The following is a 21,317-nucleotide window of genomic DNA, read 5'->3' on the forward strand; positions in this document are numbered from 1 at the left end:
GTTTTGCTGGTGGCCCAGTTCATGCTGGCCGTCGACTTCTCGATCCTGAACGTCGCGCTGCCCGCGATCGGCGACGGCCCGCGGCACCCTCAGCAACCGCAGCGACTGACCGGCAGATTGAAGCTGGTCCTGGGCGTTTTGCTGGTGGCCCAGTTCATGCTGGCCGTCGACTTCTCGATCCTGAACGTCGCGCTGCCCGCGATCGGCGACGGCCCGCGGCACCCTCAGCAACCTCAGCGACTGACCGGCAGATTGAAGCTGGTCCTGGGCGTTTTGCTGGTGGCCCAGTTCATGCTGGCCGTCGACTTCTCGATCCTGAACGTCGCGCTGCCCGCGATCGGCGACGGCCTCGGCTTCTCCCTGTCCAACCTCCAGTGGATCGCCACCGCGTTCGCCCTCAGCGCGGCCGGCTTCACCCTCCTCTTCGGCCGGATCGGCGATCTCGTCGGCCGCAAGAAGATCTTCATCGGCAACCTCGCCCTCCTCGGCCTCGCCTCCCTGACCGGCGGCCTGGCCACCAGTCCCGAGATGCTGCTCTTCGCGCGGGTCGCCCAGGGCCTGGCCACGGCAGCCGCCACCCCCGCCGGCCTCTCCCTGCTGACGACCGCCTTCCCGGAGGGCCCGCTGCGGCAGAAGGCTCTGGGGCTCAACGGCGCCCTCATGTCAGCGGGGTTCACCGCCGGTGCCGTACTGGGCGGTGTCCTGACCGACCTGCTCTCCTGGCGCTGGTCCTTCTTCATCAACGTCCCCGTCGCGCTCGCGGTCGTCGCCGTCGCGCCCGGCGTCATCAAGGAGTCCACGCCACGGGTCCGCCGCAGGCTCGACCTGCCCGGCGCGCTCACCGTCACCTTCGGCCTGCTCGGTCTGGTCTACGGCCTCACGCAGGCCGGCGAGCACGGCTGGACCAGCATCCACGCCGTACTCGGCCTCGCCGCGGGCATCGTCCTGCTCGCCGCGTTCTTCCTCGTCGAGCGCACGGCCTCCGAGCCGCTCGTCCCGCTGAAGACCCTGGGCCGCCGCACCGTCGCCTGGGGCAACACCCTCGGCCTGCTCGCCTTCGTCACCGAGACCTCGCTGGTCTACCTCCTCACCCTCTACCTCCAGAAGACCCTCGGCTTCACCCCGCTCGCGGCCGGCATCACCTTCGGCGTCCTGGGCATCGGCACGGTCGCCGGCGGCCTCGTCGCCCCCAGGGCCATCGCCCGGACCTCCACCCTGACCGCCCTGGTCGCGGGCGGACTGCTCCAGACCGCCGCCACCGCCGCCCTCCTCTTCCTCGGCGCCACGGCCGGCCCGTCCCTGGCGCTCCTCCTGCCCGCCACCTTCCTCGGCGGCGTCGGCAACATGCTCGTCATCGTCGGCTTCATGGTGACCGCCACCAGCGGCCTCCCGGACGCGGAACAGGGCCTGGCCACCGGCCTCGCCTCCATGGCGCAGCAGGTCGGCATCACCATGGGCACCCCGGTGATGTCCGCCGTCGTCACGGCCGCCACCGCCGGTGCCGCCGGCGCCTCCGCCGTCCACCACGGCGTCACGGTCGCCATCGCCGTCAACGCCGCGCTCGTCCTGACCGGCGTCGTCCTCGCCGCCGTCTTCCTGCGCGCCAGGACCACCCGAACCCATGGCCCGGCCACCGAGACCGCCTGACGGGCCGGACGTCCCGCCCGCAGCGCGAAGTGGGCGACCACGCCCGAGCCGCCGAGGGTCACCGCGTCGGCGCCGGTCAGATCTCGCCGCCTACGTGATCGAGGCGTTCAGCGCCGCACCGGAGACGGCGGCGCCCGCGCCGCTCCCGCCGGCGTCGCGCCTGCGGATCACTCGCCCGCCCAGCAGCGCGCCGTAGACGGGCTCGGCCCCTGCGTCACAGGTGCGTCGCCCGGCGCAGCAGGCGGTCGATGTTCTCGCGGCTGCGCCTGTCGGTGGGGGTCTGGACGACGAGGCGGACGCCGGGGTGGTCGGTCAGTTCCATCCCGGTGGCACGCAGGCTCACTTCGCCGATCCCCGTGATGTCGTACCGCTTGTCGCACAGGTGCGGTGGAGCGACGTCGTGCGTGGACCAGAGCCGGGAGAACAGCGGACTGGCGGTGCACAGACGGGTGATGAGGTCCTGCCATCGCGGGGCACCCGCGTTCTGGCTGTAGCGATAGCGGAACCCTGCCACGGCCTCGGGAGCCCGCTCGTCGCGGTTGACGATGCGGTGCTGCCCCTCCGGTGCCGCGAAGAGGTGCCAGAGGGTGTTGCGCTCGCCGGGCGGAGCACTGACCAGAGCGGGGTGCAGGGCCGCGTATGCGCGGTTCCAGCGCAGCACGTCGGTGCGGGCGTCGACCAGCATGGCGGGCAACGGGTCCAGGGCTCCCAGGACGGTGTCGAGGTGGCCGGGAAGTTCGGTCGGCGGGTCACTGACGACGGGGGGCTGGGGGACCTCGGCCAGACGGTAGAGGTGGTCACGCTCGGCGGCACCCAGAAACAGCGTGCCGGCCACCGCGTCGAGCACCTGGGAGCTGACGTTGATCGGCCGCCCCTGCTCCAGCCACGTGTACCAGGTGATGCCGACACCGGCCAGCTGGGCGACCTCCTCGCGGCGCAGACCGGGGGTGCGCCGACGAACCCCCGAGGGTATGCCGACGTCCTCGGGCGAGACCCGCGCGCGCCGTGAGCGCAGGAACTCCCGTAGTTCGGTCCGGTTCGTGGTTGTCGGCACAGCTCCACTGTGCCAGAGCCGGGAGGCGTCGGCCTGGTGCTGCCAGTACCCGTATCAGCGGGCTTCTGGAGCCGGTGTCCGCACAGGGCGCAGGCTCGTACCGCCTGTGTTCCCCAGGACGTTCCCGGGACGTCTTGCACGACGTTCCCGGGACGTCTTGCACGACGTCCCCGACGTCCCCGACGTCCCCGACGTCTCCCAAGGACGGGGACGACCACCCGGATGAATGGACAACGAGTTCCGTGAGCAACGCATTTCACAACAAGGTCGCGGTCGTGACGGGTGGAAGTGCCGGTATCGGGCACGCCACCGCGCGGAAGATCGCCGAAGAGAGCGGCGCCGTCTACATCACGGGACGGGACCAGGACGCCGTGACGGCGGCGGCCGCGGACCTGCCTGGTGACGTCGTCGGGGTACGGGCCGACTCGCGCTCGGCCGACGACCTCGACCGGCTCTTCGCGCAGGTGGAACGGCGCAGCGGCCGGCTGGACGTGCTGGTCGTCAACGCGGCGGCGATCGCGACCGCACCACTGGGAACGATCACCGAGGACGTCATCAGGACGGTCTTCGACGTCAACATCACCGGCACGGTCATGACCGTCCAGAAGGCGCTGCCGTTGCTGGCGAACGGTGGCGTCATCGTCCTCACCGGCTCGATGGCCGCGCACAAGGCGTCACGCGGGCGGAGTCTCTACGCGGCCTCCAAGGCCGGGGCCCGCGCCCTAGCCCGTACCTGGGCCCTTGAGCTGACCCCACGCGGGATACGGGTGAACGTGGTGAGTCCGGGCCCGACGGACACACCCGGTATCGCACAGCTGGCCGCCACCGACGAGGAACGCGAGGCGCTCATCGCCACGATGGCCACCGGGACCCCGATGACCCGGGCCGGTACCGCGGAAGAGGTCGCCGCCGTCATCGCGTTCGTCGCCTCGGACGCGGCCTCCCACGTCAACGGCGCCGACTACCAGGTCGACGGTGGATATGGCCAGGTCTGACACCCTCACAGGGCCGTCACGGACTCCCGGGACACGGCCGGATGTCCTCGCTCACGGCTTCGGAACGCGCGGACTCCGCGTCCACTCCACCAGGTTCAGCGGCGCCGTTGGCGCGATCGCCGCCGCCGGTGCCACGTGCCGAGGCCCACGACGAGGGCGGCTACCGCGAGGAGTACACCCACCGTCAGGTAGAGGGCGGGGGTGGCCCAGGAGGGGCCCGGCCACACCGATACCGTCACCCGCGCGGTGTCGTTGCCGGCCGCCGCGTCATGGCTGGGGTGCCGGGAGTCGCCGTCGGTGACCCGGACCCGGCCGCCGCCGAGGTGGCCGGCCTTGTCGATGCGGAGGGTGAAGGGGAAGGTCGTCGTGGTTCCGGCCGCTCCGGCCTGCGCCGTACACACGTACCGGCGGGCGCTCGGCTGCCGGACGGACGGTTCGGCGAGGGGTTTGCCGTTCGCGGCGAGTGCACGGCACCGCTGGTCGATCACCTCCTCGTCGGACTCGGCGTCGTAGGGGGACGCCACGACGGTCGTGCCGGGCGGCACCGTGAACTCGACCTCGACCGGGGCCGGCAGCTCACCGGGCCCGTCGTTGCGGACGCCGACGCGTATGCCGGCGTCGCTGCCTACGGGGCCCCTGGCGGTGCCGGCGAGGGCGACGAGGTCGCTCCGGCTCCGCGCGGGCACCTCAAGCACCGCCGGGTCCCCGTCCGCGTTCACGGGGCCGGTGTCGTGCCCGCCACCGGGGACCAGGGTCATCGCGCGCCCGTCGCCGGAGTGGTACCGCGACGCGATCTCGTCCGGCGGCACGTAGTCCGCACCGATGGCGGCCACCTCGAACGAGACGCTCGGATACAGGGCGTCGGAGGTGGCCCGCAGCAACTCCTGTGCGCCGAAGCGGTAGGAGGCGCCCGGAGGGATGGTCACCTCGGCGGCCGACAACCGGCACCACGCCGAACCGCCGCCCTTGTAAGCGCAGTTGCGGTGCTTGTCGGCGAAGACGAAGCCGTGGCGGGCCTCCATGAAGAGGGACACCCCGCGAGCGGGGAGGTCACCGGTGTTGTGCACGGTCAGGGAGACGGGGACACGGCCGTCCGGGTCCGCGTGTCCCCGGTCCGCGTGTGCGGTGGCTTCGAGCTCCGGCTTTCCGATCGTGATGACGGTCTGCCCGGTGACGGCCGCGCGGCCGGGCGCCGTCAACCGGTAGCGCAGGGTGGCCGAGTCGCCCGCCGTGGCGCCTTTCGCGGGGCTCAGGTGGAAGGTCCGCCTGTCCAACGGGGCGTTGGGGGTCCCGTGCACGGCGCAGTGGAAGACGGGCAGGCGGACGGGGCAGGCGTCCATACCGGTCCTGATGGTGGCGACGCCCTTCAGGTCACCGGCGTCGAAGGTGATCGTGAGGTCGTCCGGCCACTTCTCGTCCACGTTCAGGTCGGTGGAGCCCCCATCTGCGTCACGCGGGACGTAGAACACGGAAGGCGCCACGATTTCGGGGCGGTTGGCGGAGGCGGTCGGCGCGCACCCCGCGAGCCCTGCGACTACGGCGGCACCCGCGAGGAGCAGCACGACGACCGCCCGGCACCGGCGGAAACCTGAGCTCCCCGCCCGGCGCCCGGCCCCGGCCACACTCGACGCGTCCACGGCGGCCATCCTGCCAAGAGCACATCACGCGGGGGCATCAAGACAGTCACAGGCGCCTGTACGCCGGGGCGCGCGCCCGACACACCGTCACCCCAGCAGCTCCAGCGCGGCGTGCCGCAGCAGCAGCGGGTGCACGAACCTCCCGGGCTCCCCCGGTTCGCTGAACCACGAGAGCGGCCACGTGTGCCCGGTCAGCGCGGGCAGCGGTACGTAACTGAGGCCCCAGGGCGCCGCGTTGTACCGGATCGCGCCGCTCGGCCACACGCGCCGCAGCGTGCTGCCGACGGGAAGCAGGAAATACGTGCTCTGCGCCGCGTTCGCCTGCTGCACGATCGGCCCAGGATCGCCTCCCGTCCGCTGCCGCATCAGCCGTGCCAGTTCCTGCCCTTCGGCGCCGTCGACACGTACGGCGTCGAATTGGACGCCGGCCCGACGCAGGGCATAACCGACCACGGGAACCCACGACTCACGTTCACGAGTTTCTGAATTCACCACGCCATTCAAGCGCGCCTTGACTAACGTTTTCCACAACCCACGCGCAGGGTCACAACTCGCCTGACCGGCGCACGCGTTCCCCCGCCTGCGTTGAATTCGGGCGACGACCGGTACTGACCGGTTGAGACCGGTTGAGACGAGAGGAAAGGACCGGAGATGGCGCGTTCGGAGAACAAGGAAACGGTGGGATCGACCACCCGCTATGTCGCTCGCATCGCACGGAACCTCCGTAAACAAAAGGGGTGGTCACAAGAAGAACTCGGAAACCGGCTCGGCTTCACGGGTTCGGCCGTCAGCGCGATGGAGACGGGCTCGCAGCCCGCGAGCGACCAGATGCTGGAGGCGCTGGAGCGCGTCCTCGGCAACGGAAGCTCGATCTTCGAGGACGCACGGGAGTTCGTGCGGATGGACAAGTATCCGGCGCAGTTCAAGGACTTCGCCGCTCTGGAACAGCGCGTCGTGGCGATCTTCATCTACGAGACGCACCTCATCAACGGCCTCTTCCAGACGGAGGATTACGCCTACGCGGTGATCAACGGTGCCTTTCCGCCACCTCCGGAGGAAGAGGTCCGGGAGCTGGTCGAAGCGAGGATGGCCCGGCAGGCCCTCTTCTCCCGGCAGCCGACCGCGCTGATCGAACTGATCCTGGACGAGTCGGTGTTGCGCCGGGAGATCGGCAGCAAGGCGATCATGCGGGAGCAGCTCCTGCGCCTCGCCGAGCTGGCCCGCCTGAGGAACGTCACCGTGCAGATCCTGCCGCTGAACGCCGGGTCACGCGGCGAGTACGCTGCCGATCGCGGCTCGATCACACTGATCGAGACCCCGGAGGACGACCGGTTCGTCTACCTGGAGCCTCAGGACGAGAGTCTGCTGATCAAGGACCCGAAAAAGGTCCGCACGTATGCTCAGCGGTATGCGAAAATCCGGGCTCAGGCCCTGGGTCCGGACGAATCGCTGGCCTTCATCGAACGATTGGCGGGAGAAGACCGATGACCAGCAGTCTGCGGTGGTTCAAGTCCAGCTACAGCAGCGGCAGCGGCGGTCAGTGCATCGAGGTCGCCTACGCCTGGCACAAGTCGAGCTACAGCGACGGCGACGGCGCCCAGTGCGTAGAGGTCGCCACCTGCCCGCACGCGATCCACGTACGTGACTCCAAGGACGTGGAGGGCGGCTCGTTCGCCGTCGCGCCCGAGGCGTGGAGCACGTTCCTGGCCTGGACGGACTGAGTACGGGACGGGTACGGGACGAGTAGGCGTACGCGCGCACGGGCCCGGCGGCCGTCCGGTACGGACGACGCCGACGGGCCCGGCGGCGACAAGCCGGCCGGGGCGGAGAACCCGTGCCGGACGCGGCACCGTGCCGGTGGTCAGCGCTCGTGTGCGATCGAGCCGGTCCAGCCGGCCAGAAGATCGAGCGACTGGCGTTCGGGCGAGTCGGGCTCGGGCGCGTAGACGGTGATACGGAGCCCGGGGTCGGCGAGCAGTTCGAGGGCCTCGTAAGGCAGGGCCAGGTTCCCGAGGAGCGGGTGGCGGAGTTGCTTCACGCCGGAGCACTGGAACTTCACGTCGTGCCTGGCCCAGCGCCGGGCGAACTCGTCGCTCTTTGTGGAGAGTTCCCCGATCAGGTCCGTCAGGCTCCTGTCCCGCGGCGAGCGGCCGGTCTCCGTGCGCAGGAAGGCGACTGAGTCGTTGGCGGCTTTCTCCCACTCGGGCCAGAAATCGGCGGAACCGGGATCGAGGAACAGGAACCGCGCGGTGTTGACCGGACCGCGCTGCGCGAACAGCGGGGAGTCGTAGACCGGGGCGTACAGAGCCCGGCCGAGAGAGTTGGCGGCGAGGATGTCGAACCGCCCGTTGCGGATGTAGGCCGGCAGGTCGGTCATCGCGTCGAGCGTCCGCAGGACCACAGGTCGGACCCGCCCGTACGCGGCGGACGGCCGGCGCCCGGACGCGGTGGCCGCGCGGGCCAGGTCGTAGAGGTGGGCCCGTTCGGCGTCGTCGAGCTGAAGCGCGTGGGACAAGGAGTCCAGCACCGAGTCCGAGGCACCGCTCAGGTTCCCGCGTTCGAGGCGGATGTAGTAGTCGATGCTGACCCCGGCCAGCAGTGCCACCTCCTCCCGGCGCAACCCGGTCACCCGTCGTTTGGCGCCGAAGACGGGCAGCCCTGCCTGCTGGGGCGTAATGCGGGCGCGCCGGGTACCGAGGAACTCCCGCACCGCGTCGGCCTGCTCGCGCCTCTCGCTGTCGGTCACCTCACCACGGTATGCCGTGCGGCGGTGTGCTGGGAGGTACTGCCGTTACCCGGAAGAACGGTGACTCCCACCCGCGAACGAATACGGCTTTCCTCGCAGGCGGCGCGGCGACCCCGCGACGCCCATCGAAGCACGAGGAACTCAACGTGACGATAAGACGAGTAGCCACCGGTCACAACACGGAGGGCAGGGCTGTTTTCGCCAGCGACGTGGAGCTTGAGCACGACGGGGGCGGTGGCCCCATTCACCAGATCTGGGGCGGCGACTACAAAGGTGTGCACTTCCCCGACGCCGGTTCTGAGCCTGTCTGCGAAGACGAGTACTTCCCGAGGACCGGCGGGTTTCGTTATGTGATGGTCACGCTGGCGCCGAATGGCGCGGACCCGCTGCCGGAGCCGGCACCGGGGACATTCACCCCGCGGCGGCGGATGCGTCACGGCTTCGACGGTGATTTCCCCGAAGGCGGCGGGATGCACAGGACCGCCAGCATCGACCTCATGGTGGTCCTGTCCGGGGAGCTCACCCTCGAACTCGACGATGGCGCACGCAAGACTCTGAACGCGGGCGACACGATCATCCAGAACGGGACGAAGCACCGGTGGATCAATGAGGGCGACGTGCCGGCGGTCTGTGCGGCCGTGATCATCGGTGTTGACCACGACGACTTCGCCCCGTAGGGCGGAGTTGGCCGCTGGAGCGTCGCCGGCACTCCAGCGACAGCAGGTACGGAGTGGCGGCCGAAGCCGGCGGTCGGCGCGAGCCCGGTCCGTGGCGATGACGCCCGGCCGGGCCCGCGCGAACCGGTTCAGGCGGGCGCTTTCCTGCCGAGGCGGGCGGCGAGACGGTCGATGGCCGGTGCGTCGGGGGCGACGGGCTGCGGGGCGTCGAAGCGCCGCAGGGCCGGTGGCACCTTGGGGCTCATCTGCTCCACGAAGTCGAGGGTCCGCTCCACCACTTCCTCCTCGAACACCGGAGGGCGGCCGAGCGCCTGCCCCAGGTCCCAGCCGTGCGCCAGATGCTCCATCATGAGGATCTTCAGAAGGGTGAGGCCGGTTATCTCGCCCAGGCGGTCCGGGACCAGGCGTTCGAGGGCGCCCTCCTCCGCGAACGCGTTCACCAGCAGCTGGGCGTTCTCCCCGACATCGGGCCGCGTCCGGACCGGCTGCGCGGTCAGGTTGGCGAGGAACCGCTGCTGCACGTCGAGGAGATGGGCGACGACGGCGCGCACATCCCACTCCTCGCACGGTGTCGGCGCCGACCACTCCTGCTCGCCGACGGAGTCGACCAGCCCTACGACCTGGTCGAGGACCGCGGCAAGCTCCGGCACTGCGCTCATGTACTGCTCCTTTGCGGTGAGGTGGCCGTGGGCCTGCTCTTGAGGGGCTGCTACCCGTGGAGGTGGCGGCGAAGATAGTCGTGCCAGGTGTGTTCGAAGCTTCTGGCGAGGGCCGACTGCGGCGCCGCGACGTCCCATGCGTGGAAGGCATGGGCGTCGGTCGTCAACATACACCCGTGACGACTCACTGAGTCATCACGGCGGCCGGACAAGGACCGAACTCGGCGTCGCCGCACGGCCGGACCGCGTACGCCCGCGCGCAGACGCACACGCACACACGCAGACGGGCCCGGCGGGCCGTACCGTGCAGGTACGGGCACCACCGGGCCCGGCGTGCTCGCGTGCTCGCGTGCTCGCGTTCTGGCGAACGCCCTCGCGTCCTCGCGTCCTCGCGTCCTGGGCGGACGCCCCCGCGGCCTAGAGGAACGAGTTGATCTCGATCGTCTCCGTACGGCCGGGGCCCACCCCGATCGCGGAGATCGGCGCGCCCGACATCTCCTCGAGCGCCTTCACGTAGCCCTGCGCGTTCTTCGGCAGGTCGGCGAACGTCTTCGCCTTCGTGATGTCCTCCGACCAGCCGGGCAGGAACTCGTAGACCGGCTTCGCGTGGTGGAAGTCGGTCTGGCTGTACGGGAGTTCCTCGACGCGCTTGCCGTCGATCTCGTACGCCACACAGACCGGGACGCGCTCCCAGCCGGTCAGCACGTCGAGCTTGGTGAGAAAGAAGTCCGTCAGGCCGTTGACGCGCGTCGCGTAGCGGGCGATCACCGCGTCGAACCAGCCGCAGCGGCGGTCGCGGCCCGTCGTCACGCCGCGCTCACCGCCGATGCGGCGCAGCGCCTCGCCGTCGTCGTCGAACAGCTCCGTCGGGAACGGTCCCGAGCCCACGCGCGTCGTGTACGCCTTGAGGATGCCGATGACCCGGTCGATCTTCGTCGGGCCCACGCCCGCGCCCGTGCAGGCACCGCCGGCGGTCGCGTTGGAGGAGGTGACGAAGGGGTACGTGCCGTGGTCGATGTCCAGCAGCGTGCCCTGGCCGCCCTCGAAGAGGACCACCTTGCCCTCGTCCACCGCCCGGTTCAGGACCAGCGTGGTGTCCGAGACGAACGGCTTGAGCCGGTCCGCGTAGCCCAGCAGCTCCTCCACGATGCGGCCGGCCTCTATGGCGCGCCGGTTGTAGAGCTTCGCGAGCAGCTGGTTCTTGAAGTCGAGCGCGGCCTCGACCTTCTGCGTCAGGATCGACTCGTCGTAGAGGTCCTGGACGCGGATGCCGACGCGGTTGATCTTGTCCGCGTACGCCGGGCCGATGCCCCGCCCCGTGGTACCGATCTTCCTCGATCCGAGGAACCGTTCCGTCACCTTGTCCATCGTGGTGTGGTACGGGGTGATCAGGTGCGCGTTCCCGCTGAGCAGCAGCTTCGACGTGTCGATGCCGCGCTCGTTCAGCCCACTCAGCTCGGAGAGCAGGACGGCCGGGTCGACCACCACACCGTTGCCGATGACCGGCACGCAGCCGGGCGAGAGGATGCCGGACGGCAGGAGGTGCAGCGCGTATTTCTGGTCGCCGACGACAACCGTGTGGCCGGCGTTGTTGCCGCCCTGGTAGCGGACGACGTAGTCGACGGAGCCGCCGAGCAGGTCCGTGGCCTTCCCCTTGCCCTCGTCACCCCACTGAGCACCGAGCAGCACAAGTGCGGGCACAGGCGTACACCCCTTCCGGGCGGGGCATGTCCAAGGTCTGGGGGTGGCGTGCGGCACAGCCCGAACCGTCGAACCGGTTGCCCCGGAATAGACGAAGCCCCTGGCGCAATAGCGCAAGGGGCTCTTGCACAAAGATGCTACCCGAGGAAGGACCGAGGTGTCGGCTCCGGACATCGCCGCCCACGGCACACGGCAGCGGCCAGGCCAGCTCCTGGTGGTCATCGACCCGCAGGCGCGAAGAAGCGACGGCGAGTCCGTGCGGATCGCGAAAGACGTGCTGTGCGCGGGCGCACCGGCCAAGATCTGCGTTCCCGACACCCCGGAGGAGTTCGCCCGCGCCCTCGCAAGACGCGGCCACAGACGCCCCGTCGTCATCGGCGACGACCGGGCCCTGCTGCGTACGGTCGCGCTGCTGCACCGCGAGCGGGAGCTCGACGCGGGCGCGCTCGCGTTCGTGCCGGTGGGCGGCGTGGCGGAACTGGCGCTCGCGCGGGCGCTCGGCGTGCCGGTGGGCGCGGTGGCGGCGGCGCGCGCCGTGCTGGACGGTGTGGTGCGCCGCCTCGACCTGCTCGTGGACGACAGCGACGGGGTGGTGCTCGGCGGGGCGCGCGTGCCCGCGCCCGTACCGGAGCCGGCCGCGGGCGCCCGGCCCATCGGCCCCTCGGTGTGGGGAGCGTGCCGCTCCCTCGTCCGCGGCCTGGTCCACCCCACGGGCCCGGCCGACGCCGAGCCCGAGGGGCACAGGCTGCGGGTCGAGGCCGACGGGGAGCTGCTGAACGACCTGGACCGCCCGGTGGAACGGGTCACCGTGCGCCCCGGCGCCGACGGCCGCGCCGACGTCGTCATACGCCTGCCCGGCGCGGAGGAGCCGCTGCGCGCCCGCGCCGGGTCGGTGACGGTCTCCGGCGCGGACTTCCACTACACGGCCGACAACCGGGTCGCGGGCCCGGTCAGGACCCGCACCTGGGCCCTGCGCCCCCAGGCCTGGAGCCTGGTCCTCCCGGCGGCCCGCGGCACTCAGCGGACGTAGTTCGTGAGCTCCCCGGTATCCAGCTCGACCCCGACCGGGCCCGGGAGGGAGACCCGCATGCCGAACGACACCGTGTGCCGGTCCCCGTAGCCGCCGCCGTCCGGGCGGGGATCGCTGAACACCGTGACGGCGCGCGCGTCCCGGTCCACCAGCAGATGGACCGGAACGCCCGCCTCGGCGTACGCCAGCGGTTTCTCCTTGCGGTCGCGGCCGTCGGTGTCCGCGTCGTACGACGTGACCTCGACCGTCATCAGCACCCTGGCGGGGTCCCCCCACTCGCCCTGCCCAGAAAAGCTGCCGCGCCGCGCCAGGCAGGCATGGGGCCGCGCCCGCTCGTCGCGGCGGCGCCCGACCCGGAGGCCCTGGTTCACGTAGAGCCCAAGCCCCGGCCGGCACCGCAGACAGACCGTCTGGAGCCACAACAGGATCTCGCCGTGATCGCCGTCCGGCACGCCCCTCAACGGACGTACTCCTTGAAGATCTCCGTCTCGAACGCGAAGCCGACCGGCTCGGGAAGGGCGACGCGGTCTCCGAAGGGCGTGACGTCGCGGTGCCGGTAGACGCCCTTGAGGACGTCCGGCGCGCTGTGGACGGTCGTCAGGTGGGAGTCCCGGTCGATCAGGAGGTACACGGGGATGCCGGCCTCCGCGTAGGCCGCGGGCTTCTCCACCCGGTCGCGCGGGCCCGTGTCCGCGTCGTACGACGTCACCTCGACCGTCATCAGGACACCGTCGGGCTCGGCCCACTCGCCCTGGCCCGCGAAGTGCGCCACGGGGGCGAGCGAGCCGTCCGGGCGGGCACGCCCGGTCCTGTACCGCTCGATCCTGAGGCCCTGCATGGTGTCCAGGTCGAGATCCGGGCGGTGCGCCATGCACTGGCGGACCAGCCACATGATGATCGCCCCGTGGTCCCCGTCCGCCATTTTCCGCTGTCCGATCCGCCCGCCGACAAGTTCCAGCCTGACGGTCTCGGGTGCCGCGGCGGCGAGTTCCTCGAACTCGTCCACGGTCATCCGGGGCTTGCGGTCTGCCATGACCGTCATCGTGCACCTCCTGTCAGACGGACACCAGCGTGGCGCCCGGCCGGTGCCGCCGTCTGGCATATGCCAGGGGCTCACCCGTACGGGTGGGTGGCGGGCCCGGACCCGGGCGGGGCCGACCCCGACCTGGGCGTACGGGGCCGGACCGGGGGCGGGCGCGCACGCTAGCCCGGGGTCACCAGCCGTGCCTCGTACGCGAAGACCGCCGCCTGGGTCCGGTCGCGCAGGCCCAGCTTCACCAGGATGCGGCTCACATGCGTCTTGATCGTGGACTCCGCCACCACCAGGTGCTCCGCGATCTCGCCGTTCGACAGGCCCTGGGCGATCAGGACCAGGACCTCCGTCTCCCGCTCGGTCAGGTCCCCCACGCGCGCCGCCGTCGGGGCCCGCGGGACGTCGGAGAGCTTGGAGAACTCCGTGATCAGGCGGCGCGTCACGGAGGGCGCGAGCAGGGCCTCGCCCGCCGCCACCACCCGTACGCCGTCGGCGAGCTGCCGGGCCGACGCGTCCTTCAGCAGGAAGCCCGACGCTCCCGCGCGCAGGGCCTGGTAGACGTACTCGTCCAGGTCGAACGTGGTGAGGATCAGCACCTTGGTCTCGGTGTCGGAGGCGACGATCTCGCGTGTCGCGTCGATGCCGTTCATGTCCGGCATGCGGATGTCCATCAGCACCACGTCGGGCCGCAGCTCGGCGACGCGCGCCACCGCCTCGCGCCCGTCGACCGCCTCGCCGACGACCTCGATCTCGGGCATCGCGTTCAGCAGCACGGAGAACCCCTCGCGGACCATCATCTGGTCGTCCGCGATCACCACCCTGATCGTCACAGGTCCGCCCCCGCCGGCTCGGCCTCGGCCGCGGGCACCGGGAGGAAGGCGACGACCTCGTAGCCGCCGTCCGCCGTCGGGCCCGTCGTCATCTCGCCGCTCAGCATCGCCACCCGCTCCCGCATGCCCGTCAGCCCGTGCCCCGCCCCCGGCGAAGGCTTCACGAGGCCACGCGCCGCCGTGTTCACGATCCGCAGCCCGAGGCCGCCCAGCACGTATCCGATCTCCACGCGCGCCGTCGAACCCGGCGCGTGCCGCAGCGCGTTGCTCAGGGCCTCCTGCACGATCCGGTACGCGGAGAGCTCCACGCCCTGCGGCAGCGTCCGCACCGCCCCCGTGACGGTCTTGTCCACCGTGAGTCCGGCGTCGCGCACATTGGCCAGCAGCCCGTCCAGCTCCGCCAGCGTCGGCTGCGGCGCGTCCGGCGCCTCGTAGTCCTCCGCCCGTACGACGCCCAGCACGCGCCGCAGCTCGGCCAGCGCGGACACCGCGTTCTCGCGGATCGTGACGAACGCCTGCTCCAGCTCGGGCGGCGGGTTCTCGACCCGGTAGGGCGCGGCCTCCGCCTGGATCGCCACCACCGACATGTGGTGGGCGACCACGTCGTGCAGTTCGCGGGCGATGGTCGTCCGCTCCTCCAGCAGCGTCCGCCGGTCCCGCTCGACCGCCGTCACACTCTGCTGCACGGCCACCTCCTGCCGCGCCGAGGCCCGCACCTGGACGACCGTCACCACCAGCAGCAGGGCCGCGAGCAGCATCAGCTCGGGGCCCGTCCCCGGGTCGTAGCCGGTCAGGACTCCGCGGAACATGCAGTACGCCGCGGTCAGCACCCACATCCACAGGGCGGTGCGCCCCCTGGTGCGCGCGGCGACCACCGTGACCACCGCGACGTGCGTGGTCAGGGCGCTGCCCTCCAGCGAGTACGAGCCGACGAAGAGCCCGGCACCGGCCCCCAGCAGCGCCATCTGGGCGAGCGAGAGCCACCACGCGAGCACCGGCCGCAGCAGCGTCAGGGCGACGACCGCGGGCGGCACCACCGCGAGGAGCGAGCCCGTGTCGGCCAGCCCGACGAGCAGCACGATCAGCGCCACGAACAGCACCACGGCGTGCGGCGTCCAGGCCGCGTACGGCCGCAGCGCGGCGGGCACGCGGCGGGCCACGGGCCCGTCGAGCCGCATCGGCGGCAGCGGCCTGGAGTCGAGCACTCCGGTGAACAGGTCCTCGCGCAGAGTGCCCAGCAGACCCCGTGCCACCCGTATCTCCGGGCTCTGCGCCGCCCCGGCCCCGCCTCGTACGTCCCTGAGAGTTTCGGTCACACCGCAACGGTAGGCGCCGCGCGGCGGTCTGCCGTCGGCTGCGATGCTGATCCCGGGGCGTCCCTCCCAGGTACTACGCGGCACGTCCGGCGGCGTACCCGGCACGTCCTGCGGCGCACTCGGCACGTCCGGCGGCGTACCCGGCACGTCGGCCCCGCACGGAAGGCGCCGCGCCCCCGCGGCGCACCGCGCCGCGCCGGATCACCACGCGAGCTGGGCGATCTCCTCCGCGACCACCGCACACGCGTCCGCCGCCGGGTCGAGGGGCGGGAAGTGGCCGACACCCTCCAGCAGGGTCAGCCCCACCGTCTCGCCCGCCCGCGACGCCGCCGCCACGAACGACTCGGCGACCTCATACGGCACTGTGGCGTCCTCGCGGCCCTGCACCACCGTGGTGGCGATGCCCGTCGGCAGCAGCAGCGCCGGGTCCACCAGCTCATTACGCCGCGCGAACTCGTCGCCCTCGCCGAGGAGTTGCGTCAGTGCGCCCTCGCACACCCCGAGCCGCGCCGCAAGGCCCAGGTCCGCCAGCGGCCCGATCGCCACCACACCGCGCAGCGGCGCGGGCCCGTCGAGCCGCCAGGGCGCGCCCTGCGGGAGCACATGCCGCGCCGCCGCCCACAGCGCGAGCTGGCCGCCCGCCGAGTGGCCCACCAGCACCACGCGTCCGGTGTCGGCCTCGGGCAGCGCCCCGGCCGCCAGCGCGGGCAGCGCGTCGAGTGCCGCCGCCACGTCGTCGAACGTCTCGGGCCAGCGGCCCGCGGGCGGCGTCTCAGTCCCGGCCCAGGCCCCGGCCCCGGCGCCGTTGTCCTCGCCACCGTCGTCGCCCTGGCCGGGCAGGACCCCGCCGCGCCGGTACTCGACGCTCGCGACGGCGTAGCCCCTGCGCGCGAGGAAGTCCGCGAACGGCGAGAGGTGGTGCCGGTCCACCCGCGCCCGGTAGGCGCCGCCGTGCAGGACGACGACGAGCGGGACGCTGCCCCGGCCGCCGCCCCTCGGAGCGTAGAAGTCGACCACCTGATCAGGGTGTTCGCCGTACGCGGCGGTGGCATCGGCCGCCACGGCGGGGTGCGCGAACAGGGAGTCCTGCTCGGCGTTCTCACGAGCTGCGTCACGAGCCGCGCCGCGGGTCGCGCCACGACTCGGGTCGTTCGCGGGTTCGTGCGCGGCGGCGTCCGGCATGCTCGTCCAACCTTTCGATGCGGGGGCGGAATTGGCCCGACCTGCGGGGACGCTACCAGCAGAACGGGCCGTTGATCACTCCGCGTTCACGCGGCCCCGCCGGCCGGCACTTCCGACGGCGCCTCCGCCCGTACTTCCGAGGGCTCTTCCGCCCGTACTTCCGAGGGCTCTTCCGCCCGTACTTCCGAGGGCTCTTCCGCCCGTACTTCCGACGGCTCTTCCTCCAGCACGTCCGTCAGCACCTCGGCCAGTACGCGCGCCGCGCGTTCCGCGTCGCCGAACCCCACGTACAGGGGCGTGAACCCGAAGCGCAGGACGTCGGGTCTGCGCAGATCGCCCACCACACCCCGGGCGATGAGCGCTTCCATCACCTCGGGTGCCCGCTCGCACCGCAGCGCGACCTGGCTGCCGCGCTCGGCGTGCGCGGCCGGGGTCAGCGAGGTGAGAGCGCCCGGCGGCGCGTACGCCTCGACGCACTCCAGGAAGAAGTCCGTCAGCGCCAGGCTCTTGGCCCGTACGGCGCCGAGGGAGACCGCCTCGTGGTCCCACACGTCGAGCGCCGCGTCCGCGGCGAGCAGCGACAGGATGTCGGGGGTGCCGACCCGGCCGCGCGGCGCGCCGTCGGCCGCGGCGTACTCGGGCGCCATGGCGAACGGGTCCGCGTGCGAGTTCCAGCCCGGCAGCGGGGAGTCGAACCCGGCCTGGTGCCGCCGCGCGACATAGAGGAACGCGGGCGAACCGGGGCCGCCGTTGAGGAACTTGTACGTGCAGCCCACGGCCAGGTCCACCCCGTGCTCGTCGAGGCCGACCGGCAGCGCGCCCGCGCTGTGGCACAGGTCCCACACCGCGACGGCGCCCGCCGCGTGCACCGCCCGTGTGATGCCGGGCAGGTCGTGCAGCCGGCCGGTGCGGAAGTCGACGTGGTTGACGAGCGCGACGGCGGTACGCGGCCCCACCCGGGCCGCCACGTCGCCCGGCTCGGCGGCCACCAGGCGCTTGCCGGTGAGGCGGGCCGCCGACCGCGCGATGTAGCCGTCGGTGGGGAAGGTCGTGGCGTCGACCACGATCTCGTCGCGGTCCTCCGGCACCAGTCGGGCCCCCGCCACCAGCGCCTTGAAGACGTTCACACTGGTCGAGTCCGCCACCACGACCGTCCCGGGTCCCGCGCCGACGAGCGGCGCGATCCGGTCGCCCACGCGCTCGGGCGCCGTCCACCAACCGCCCTCCGTCCAGGACCTTATGCCCATCTCGCCCCACTGACGGGTCATCACATCCCTGATGCGGTCCGGGACATGGGCGGGCAGCGCGCCCAGCGAGTTGCCGTCGAGGTAGACGACACCGTCGTTCAGCGCGAACAGGCCCCGCGCGGGGGCGAGTCGGTCGTCCGTGTCGAGTCGCGCGGCACGCGCCGCGAGCGGGGCCTCAGATCTGTCCACGAGCACTCCAGAGTTCGGGGAACACCACGGCGGTCGTACGCTTCTCCAGCCAGGCCACGCCCGCGGAGCCGCCCGTACCCGGCTTGGAGCCCATGGCGCGGCGGGTGGCCACGAGGTGGTCGTTGCGCCACCGCCACACCAGCTCACCGACGTCCGTGAGCGCCTCTCCCAGCCTGACGAGTTCGGCGTGCTGGTCGCGGTCGCCGTAGATCTCCGCCCAGACCCGCTCCACGCCCTCGGAGGGCTCGTAGCGGCGCGTGAGGTCACGCTCAAGCACCTCGGCGGGCACCGGCAGCCCGCGCCGTGCGAGCAGGCGGAGCACCTCGTCGTACAGGCTGGGGCGCGCGAGCGCCTTCTCCAGCTCGGCGTGGACGCGCGGGGCGCCCCGGTGCGGCGTGAGCATCGACGCGGACTTGTCGCCGAGCAGGAACTCCAGGCGCCGGTACATCGCGGACTGGAACCCCGAGCCGTCGCCGAGGGCGCCGCGGTACGCGTTGAACTGGACCGGTGTGAGCTGCCCGAGCGGCCGCCAGGACGCGTTCAGCGCCTCAAGCTCGCGCGCGGAGCGCCGCAGCGCGTCCATCGCGTCGGGCACCCGGTCCTCGTCCAGCGCGCGGGAGGCGGTCTCCCACTCGAAGACGATCGCGGTGAACCACAGCTCCATGACCTGGGTCGTCACGAGGAAGACCATCTCGCCGGGGTCGTCGGACCGCAAGTGCTGGGCGTGGGTGAGGACATCGGCCTTGACGTAGTCCTCGTACGGGGTCGTCCCCGCGAAGTCGAGATTCGGGGCCGTCGTCGCGGCTGGGTCGGGATTCGGCGCCGTCGTCGCGGCACGGTCGAGATTCGGGGTCTCGGGGTCGGACATCACTGTCTCCGTCGGCATCCCGGGTAGCGGTCCGCTCCGCCCCGCAACCGCGCGGCCACGGAACCCCGGTCCCCACGGGCATGATAATCCGCCCCGCGCGCACCCGCCGGACAAGGCCGCCGCCACCGGGCGGGCCGGCCCGGATGGCCCGGCCATAGTGCCCGGACGGCCCGGCCATGGTGCTTGGACGGCGCGGGCGGCGGCCTTGGCTCGCGCCGCCCGCGCGTCACGCACGTGGCCGCGTCAGCCCAGCGTCTCCGCCGCCGCCGGCGACGAGTCCCGCAGGAACGTCGCGCAGCGCTCGTACTCGTCCTTCTCGCCGATCTCCTTCGCGGCCCGCGCCAGCGCGTGCAGCGCGCGCAGGAAGCCGCGGTTCGGCTCGTGCTCCCACGGCACCGGGCCGTGGCCCTTCCAGCCGGCGCGGCGCAGCGCGTCGAGCCCCCGGTGGTATCCGGTGCGCGCGTACGCGTACGACTCGACGACCCGGCCGCCCGTCCACGCGTCGTCGGCGAGCAGCGCCCAGGCCAGCGACGACGTCGGGTACTTCGCCGCGACATCGGCGGGGGACGCGCCCCCGGCGAGCAGTTCACGCGGTTCCGGGCTGTCGGGCAGGTGGGTGGGGGGAGGTCCCCCCAGCAGGTTCTCGTGGATCGACATGCCTACAGTCTGCCCTGCGCGGGCGGTGCGGGCGGGGGCGTGTCCCGCTTCTCGGCCACCTCGTCCGCCGGGTCCGCCGCAGCCTCCCCCACCGGTTCGAGCGGCGGTGCCGCCACCCCGCAGTTGACCTTGCACTCGGCCTCCCTGACCGGCTGCGCGCCGGCCGCCGCGGGCGCGGCGCTGCGCACCGTGAGGAACGCCACCACCGCGCCCACCACCAGCACCCCGGCACACATCGGCATGGCCTTGTCGAAGGCGTGGTCGAACTGCGGCGCCGACCTGTAGACCTCGGGGCCCATGCCCGCGAGCAGCGGCAGCGCGGCGACCGCGATCAGCCCCGCCGCACGGGCCGCCGCGTTGTTCACGCCGCTGGCGAGACCCGCCTTCCCGGTGTCCACGGACGACAGCACCGTCGACGTCAGCGGCGCGACGAGGGTGACCATCCCGGCCCCCTGCACGAGCAGTGCGGGCAGCACGTCCGCCACGTACGAGGCGCCCTGGCCCACCCGGGTCATCAGCAGCATCCCCGTCGCGCACAGCAGCGGTCCCACGGTCAGCGGGATGCGCGGACCGATCTTGTCCGCGAGCTGCCCCGAGCGCGCGGAGAACAGCAGCATCAGCACCGTCGTCGGCAGCAGCGCCGTCCCCGCCTCGAGCGCCGAGTAGCCCGCGACCACCTGGAGCTGGAGCGTCGCGAGGAAGAAGAACCCGCCGAAGGCCGCGTACACGCACAGCGTCACCAGGTTCACCGTCGTGAACTGGCGCGACGAGAAGATCGTCAGCGGCAGCATCGGGTCCGCCCGCCGCTTCTCGACCAGGACGAACACCGCCCCCACCGCGATCCCCGCGGCGCCCGCCCACCACGCCCTGCCGATCAGCGCGTACGTCACGAGCGCCAGCGCGGCGGCGCCGAGCGCCGCACCGCCCACGTCGAACCGGCCGTGGTGCTCGGGATCGCGCGACTCCGGTACGTGCCGCAGCGCGACGGGCACGCAGATCGCCGCCAGCGGCAGGTTGATCAGGAACACCCAGCGCCAGCCGGGCCCGTCGACCAGCCAGCCGCCGATGAAGGGGCCCACCGCGGCCCCGACGCCGCCGAGCCCCGACCAGATCCCGACACCCCGCGACCGGTCGTCGGGATGGAAGCTCGCCTGGATGATGGCGAGCGACCCCGGCGTCAGCAGCGCGCCGCCGATGCCCTGAAGGGCGCGCGCGGTGATCAGGACGGCGGCGTTCGGCGCGAGGCCGCACAGCAGCGAGCCGAGCGCGAACCAGACGACGCCGAGCACGAAGATGTTGCGGCGCCCGTACCGGTCGCCGAGCGAACCGCCCAGCAGGATCAGGCCCGCCAGGGTCACGGTGTACGCGTTGACGATCCACTGGAGCGCCCCCAGCTGCGCGTGCAGGTCGTCGCCGATGTGCGGGAGCGCGACATTGACGACGGTCGAGTCGAGCAGGGCCATGCTCGAACCCAGCACCGTCGTGAGGATGACCCAGCGCCCCGCGGCCGAGGACAGGCGGATGTCCATACGGGGATCATCCCCGCCGCCGGCCCGCCTGGCGACCCGGTCGACACGACGGATTCGGGCGGTCTCGGCGTGTGGGCGTACGGCTCCGGCGGTCGGTGCGCCGTCCGTGCGCGGTCTGTGCGCGATCCGTGCGCCGGCACGGCGCGGGGGGGGGCGCCCCCCCCCGCCGCCCCCCCGCGGGGGGCCCCGCCCCCCCCCCCCCCCCCCCCCCCCCCCCCCCCCCCCCCGCCCCCGGCGCCCCCCCCCCCCCCCCCGGCGGCCGGGGGCCCCCCCCCCCCCCCGCGGCCCCGCCCGCCGGCGGCGACGCGGTGTGCCAGCTC

The 21,317-nt window shown here is 72.4% G+C and carries 21 protein-coding genes; 6 read left to right on the forward strand and 15 right to left on the reverse strand.

Annotated elements, in window-relative coordinates:
• The first annotated feature begins 9 nt into the window (after nucleotides 1-9).
• Nucleotides 10-1,647: an MFS transporter gene (locus LCE31_RS14225; protein ID WP_225014632.1), complete on the forward strand. Its 1,638-nt coding sequence runs from the start codon at nucleotides 10-12 to the stop codon at nucleotides 1,645-1,647.
• Between the two features lie 214 nt (nucleotides 1,648-1,861).
• Here LCE31_RS14225 and LCE31_RS14230 read toward each other — a convergent pair whose 3' ends face one another.
• Nucleotides 1,862-2,701, reverse strand: coding sequence for a helix-turn-helix transcriptional regulator (locus LCE31_RS14230; RefSeq protein WP_225014607.1), 840 nt, complete (start codon nucleotides 2,699-2,701; stop codon nucleotides 1,862-1,864).
• A 242-nt stretch (nucleotides 2,702-2,943) separates the two neighbouring features.
• On the opposite strand from LCE31_RS14230, the gene LCE31_RS14235 reads away from it, so the two are divergent.
• A complete protein-coding gene (locus LCE31_RS14235; RefSeq protein ID WP_225014608.1) occupies nucleotides 2,944-3,696 on the forward strand; it encodes an SDR family NAD(P)-dependent oxidoreductase in 753 nt (250 codons plus the stop codon).
• Between the two features lie 95 nt (nucleotides 3,697-3,791).
• Here the strand turns inward: LCE31_RS14235 and LCE31_RS14240 are convergent, their stop codons facing one another.
• Nucleotides 3,792-5,333 (reverse strand): hypothetical protein, encoded by a 1,542-nt coding sequence (locus tag LCE31_RS14240; RefSeq protein ID WP_225014609.1) that lies wholly within the window; start codon nucleotides 5,331-5,333, stop codon nucleotides 3,792-3,794.
• A gap of 87 nt (nucleotides 5,334-5,420) precedes the next feature.
• Complete coding sequence (locus LCE31_RS14245) at nucleotides 5,421-5,828, reverse strand: hypothetical protein (RefSeq protein WP_225014610.1); 408 nt, start codon at nucleotides 5,826-5,828, stop codon at nucleotides 5,421-5,423.
• A gap of 156 nt (nucleotides 5,829-5,984) precedes the next feature.
• Here LCE31_RS14245 and LCE31_RS14250 point away from each other — a divergent pair, with 156 nt between their 5' ends.
• Together LCE31_RS14250 and LCE31_RS14255 are read left to right on the forward strand one after the other, a co-directional pair.
• Complete coding sequence (locus tag LCE31_RS14250) at nucleotides 5,985-6,821, forward strand: helix-turn-helix domain-containing protein (protein WP_225014611.1); 837 nt, start codon at nucleotides 5,985-5,987, stop codon at nucleotides 6,819-6,821.
• Nucleotides 6,818-7,054, forward strand: coding sequence for a DUF397 domain-containing protein (locus tag LCE31_RS14255; RefSeq protein WP_225014612.1), 237 nt, complete (start codon nucleotides 6,818-6,820; stop codon nucleotides 7,052-7,054). Before LCE31_RS14250 ends, LCE31_RS14255 begins: the two co-directional genes overlap by 4 nt.
• 140 nt (nucleotides 7,055-7,194) lie before the next feature.
• On the opposite strand, the gene LCE31_RS14260 is transcribed toward LCE31_RS14255, so the two are convergent.
• Nucleotides 7,195-8,079 (reverse strand): helix-turn-helix transcriptional regulator, encoded by an 885-nt coding sequence (locus tag LCE31_RS14260; RefSeq protein ID WP_225014613.1) that lies wholly within the window; start codon nucleotides 8,077-8,079, stop codon nucleotides 7,195-7,197.
• 209 nt (nucleotides 8,080-8,288) lie between these two features.
• Here LCE31_RS14260 and LCE31_RS40830 point away from each other — a divergent pair, with 209 nt between their 5' ends.
• Nucleotides 8,289-8,756: a cupin domain-containing protein gene (locus LCE31_RS40830; protein WP_225014614.1), complete on the forward strand. Its 468-nt coding sequence runs from the start codon at nucleotides 8,289-8,291 to the stop codon at nucleotides 8,754-8,756.
• A 128-nt stretch (nucleotides 8,757-8,884) separates the two neighbouring features.
• On the opposite strand, the gene LCE31_RS14270 is transcribed toward LCE31_RS40830, so the two are convergent.
• Together LCE31_RS14270 and LCE31_RS14275 are read right to left on the reverse strand one after the other, a co-directional pair.
• Nucleotides 8,885-9,415 (reverse strand): TIGR03086 family metal-binding protein, encoded by a 531-nt coding sequence (locus LCE31_RS14270; protein WP_225014615.1) that lies wholly within the window; start codon nucleotides 9,413-9,415, stop codon nucleotides 8,885-8,887.
• Between the two features lie 417 nt (nucleotides 9,416-9,832).
• Nucleotides 9,833-11,116, reverse strand: a complete 1,284-nt coding sequence (locus tag LCE31_RS14275; protein WP_225014616.1) for an adenylosuccinate synthase — start codon at nucleotides 11,114-11,116, stop codon at nucleotides 9,833-9,835.
• A 157-nt stretch (nucleotides 11,117-11,273) separates the two neighbouring features.
• Here LCE31_RS14275 and LCE31_RS14280 point away from each other — a divergent pair, with 157 nt between their 5' ends.
• Nucleotides 11,274-12,146 carry a diacylglycerol kinase gene (locus LCE31_RS14280; protein WP_225014617.1) on the forward strand — a complete coding sequence of 291 codons (873 nt, stop codon included), beginning with the start codon at nucleotides 11,274-11,276 and terminating at the stop codon, nucleotides 12,144-12,146.
• Here LCE31_RS14280 and LCE31_RS14285 read toward each other — a convergent pair.
• From LCE31_RS14285 to LCE31_RS14325, 9 genes are all read right to left on the reverse strand, one after another.
• The gene (locus LCE31_RS14285) at nucleotides 12,134-12,598 is read right to left on the reverse strand and encodes a Uma2 family endonuclease (protein ID WP_225014633.1); all 465 of its coding nucleotides are present in this window, start codon (nucleotides 12,596-12,598) and stop codon (nucleotides 12,134-12,136) included. The genes LCE31_RS14280 and LCE31_RS14285 overlap by 13 nt on opposite strands.
• A gap of 5 nt (nucleotides 12,599-12,603) precedes the next feature.
• Nucleotides 12,604-13,188 (reverse strand): Uma2 family endonuclease, encoded by a 585-nt coding sequence (locus LCE31_RS14290; RefSeq protein ID WP_225014618.1) that lies wholly within the window; start codon nucleotides 13,186-13,188, stop codon nucleotides 12,604-12,606.
• A 161-nt stretch (nucleotides 13,189-13,349) separates the two neighbouring features.
• Nucleotides 13,350-14,009, reverse strand: coding sequence for a response regulator (locus LCE31_RS14295; RefSeq protein WP_225014619.1), 660 nt, complete (start codon nucleotides 14,007-14,009; stop codon nucleotides 13,350-13,352).
• Nucleotides 14,006-15,325 carry a sensor histidine kinase gene (locus tag LCE31_RS14300; protein WP_225014620.1) on the reverse strand — a complete coding sequence of 440 codons (1,320 nt, stop codon included), beginning with the start codon at nucleotides 15,323-15,325 and terminating at the stop codon, nucleotides 14,006-14,008. The genes LCE31_RS14295 and LCE31_RS14300 overlap by 4 nt, the downstream gene beginning before the upstream one ends.
• 201 nt (nucleotides 15,326-15,526) lie before the next feature.
• Nucleotides 15,527-16,507: an alpha/beta hydrolase family protein gene (locus LCE31_RS14305; RefSeq protein WP_225014621.1), complete on the reverse strand. Its 981-nt coding sequence runs from the start codon at nucleotides 16,505-16,507 to the stop codon at nucleotides 15,527-15,529.
• Nucleotides 16,508-16,593: 86 nt separating this feature from the next.
• On the reverse strand, nucleotides 16,594-17,943 hold the full coding sequence (gene kynU, locus LCE31_RS14310) for a kynureninase (RefSeq protein ID WP_225014622.1): 1,350 nt from the start codon (nucleotides 17,941-17,943) through the stop codon (nucleotides 16,594-16,596).
• Nucleotides 17,930-18,811, reverse strand: coding sequence for a tryptophan 2,3-dioxygenase family protein (locus LCE31_RS14315; protein ID WP_225014623.1), 882 nt, complete (start codon nucleotides 18,809-18,811; stop codon nucleotides 17,930-17,932). Before LCE31_RS14315 ends, kynU begins: the two co-directional genes overlap by 14 nt.
• 243 nt (nucleotides 18,812-19,054) lie before the next feature.
• Nucleotides 19,055-19,468: a DUF3151 domain-containing protein gene (locus tag LCE31_RS14320; RefSeq protein ID WP_225014624.1), complete on the reverse strand. Its 414-nt coding sequence runs from the start codon at nucleotides 19,466-19,468 to the stop codon at nucleotides 19,055-19,057.
• Nucleotides 19,469-19,470: 2 nt separating this feature from the next.
• The gene (locus LCE31_RS14325; RefSeq protein WP_225014625.1) at nucleotides 19,471-20,997 is read right to left on the reverse strand and encodes an MFS transporter; all 1,527 of its coding nucleotides are present in this window, start codon (nucleotides 20,995-20,997) and stop codon (nucleotides 19,471-19,473) included.
• Between the last annotated feature and the right edge of the window lie 320 nt (nucleotides 20,998-21,317).

It is taken from the genome of Streptomyces sp. 8L (genome assembly GCF_020176795.1).
Classification (GTDB): Bacteria; Actinomycetota; Actinomycetes; order Streptomycetales; family Streptomycetaceae; genus Streptomyces.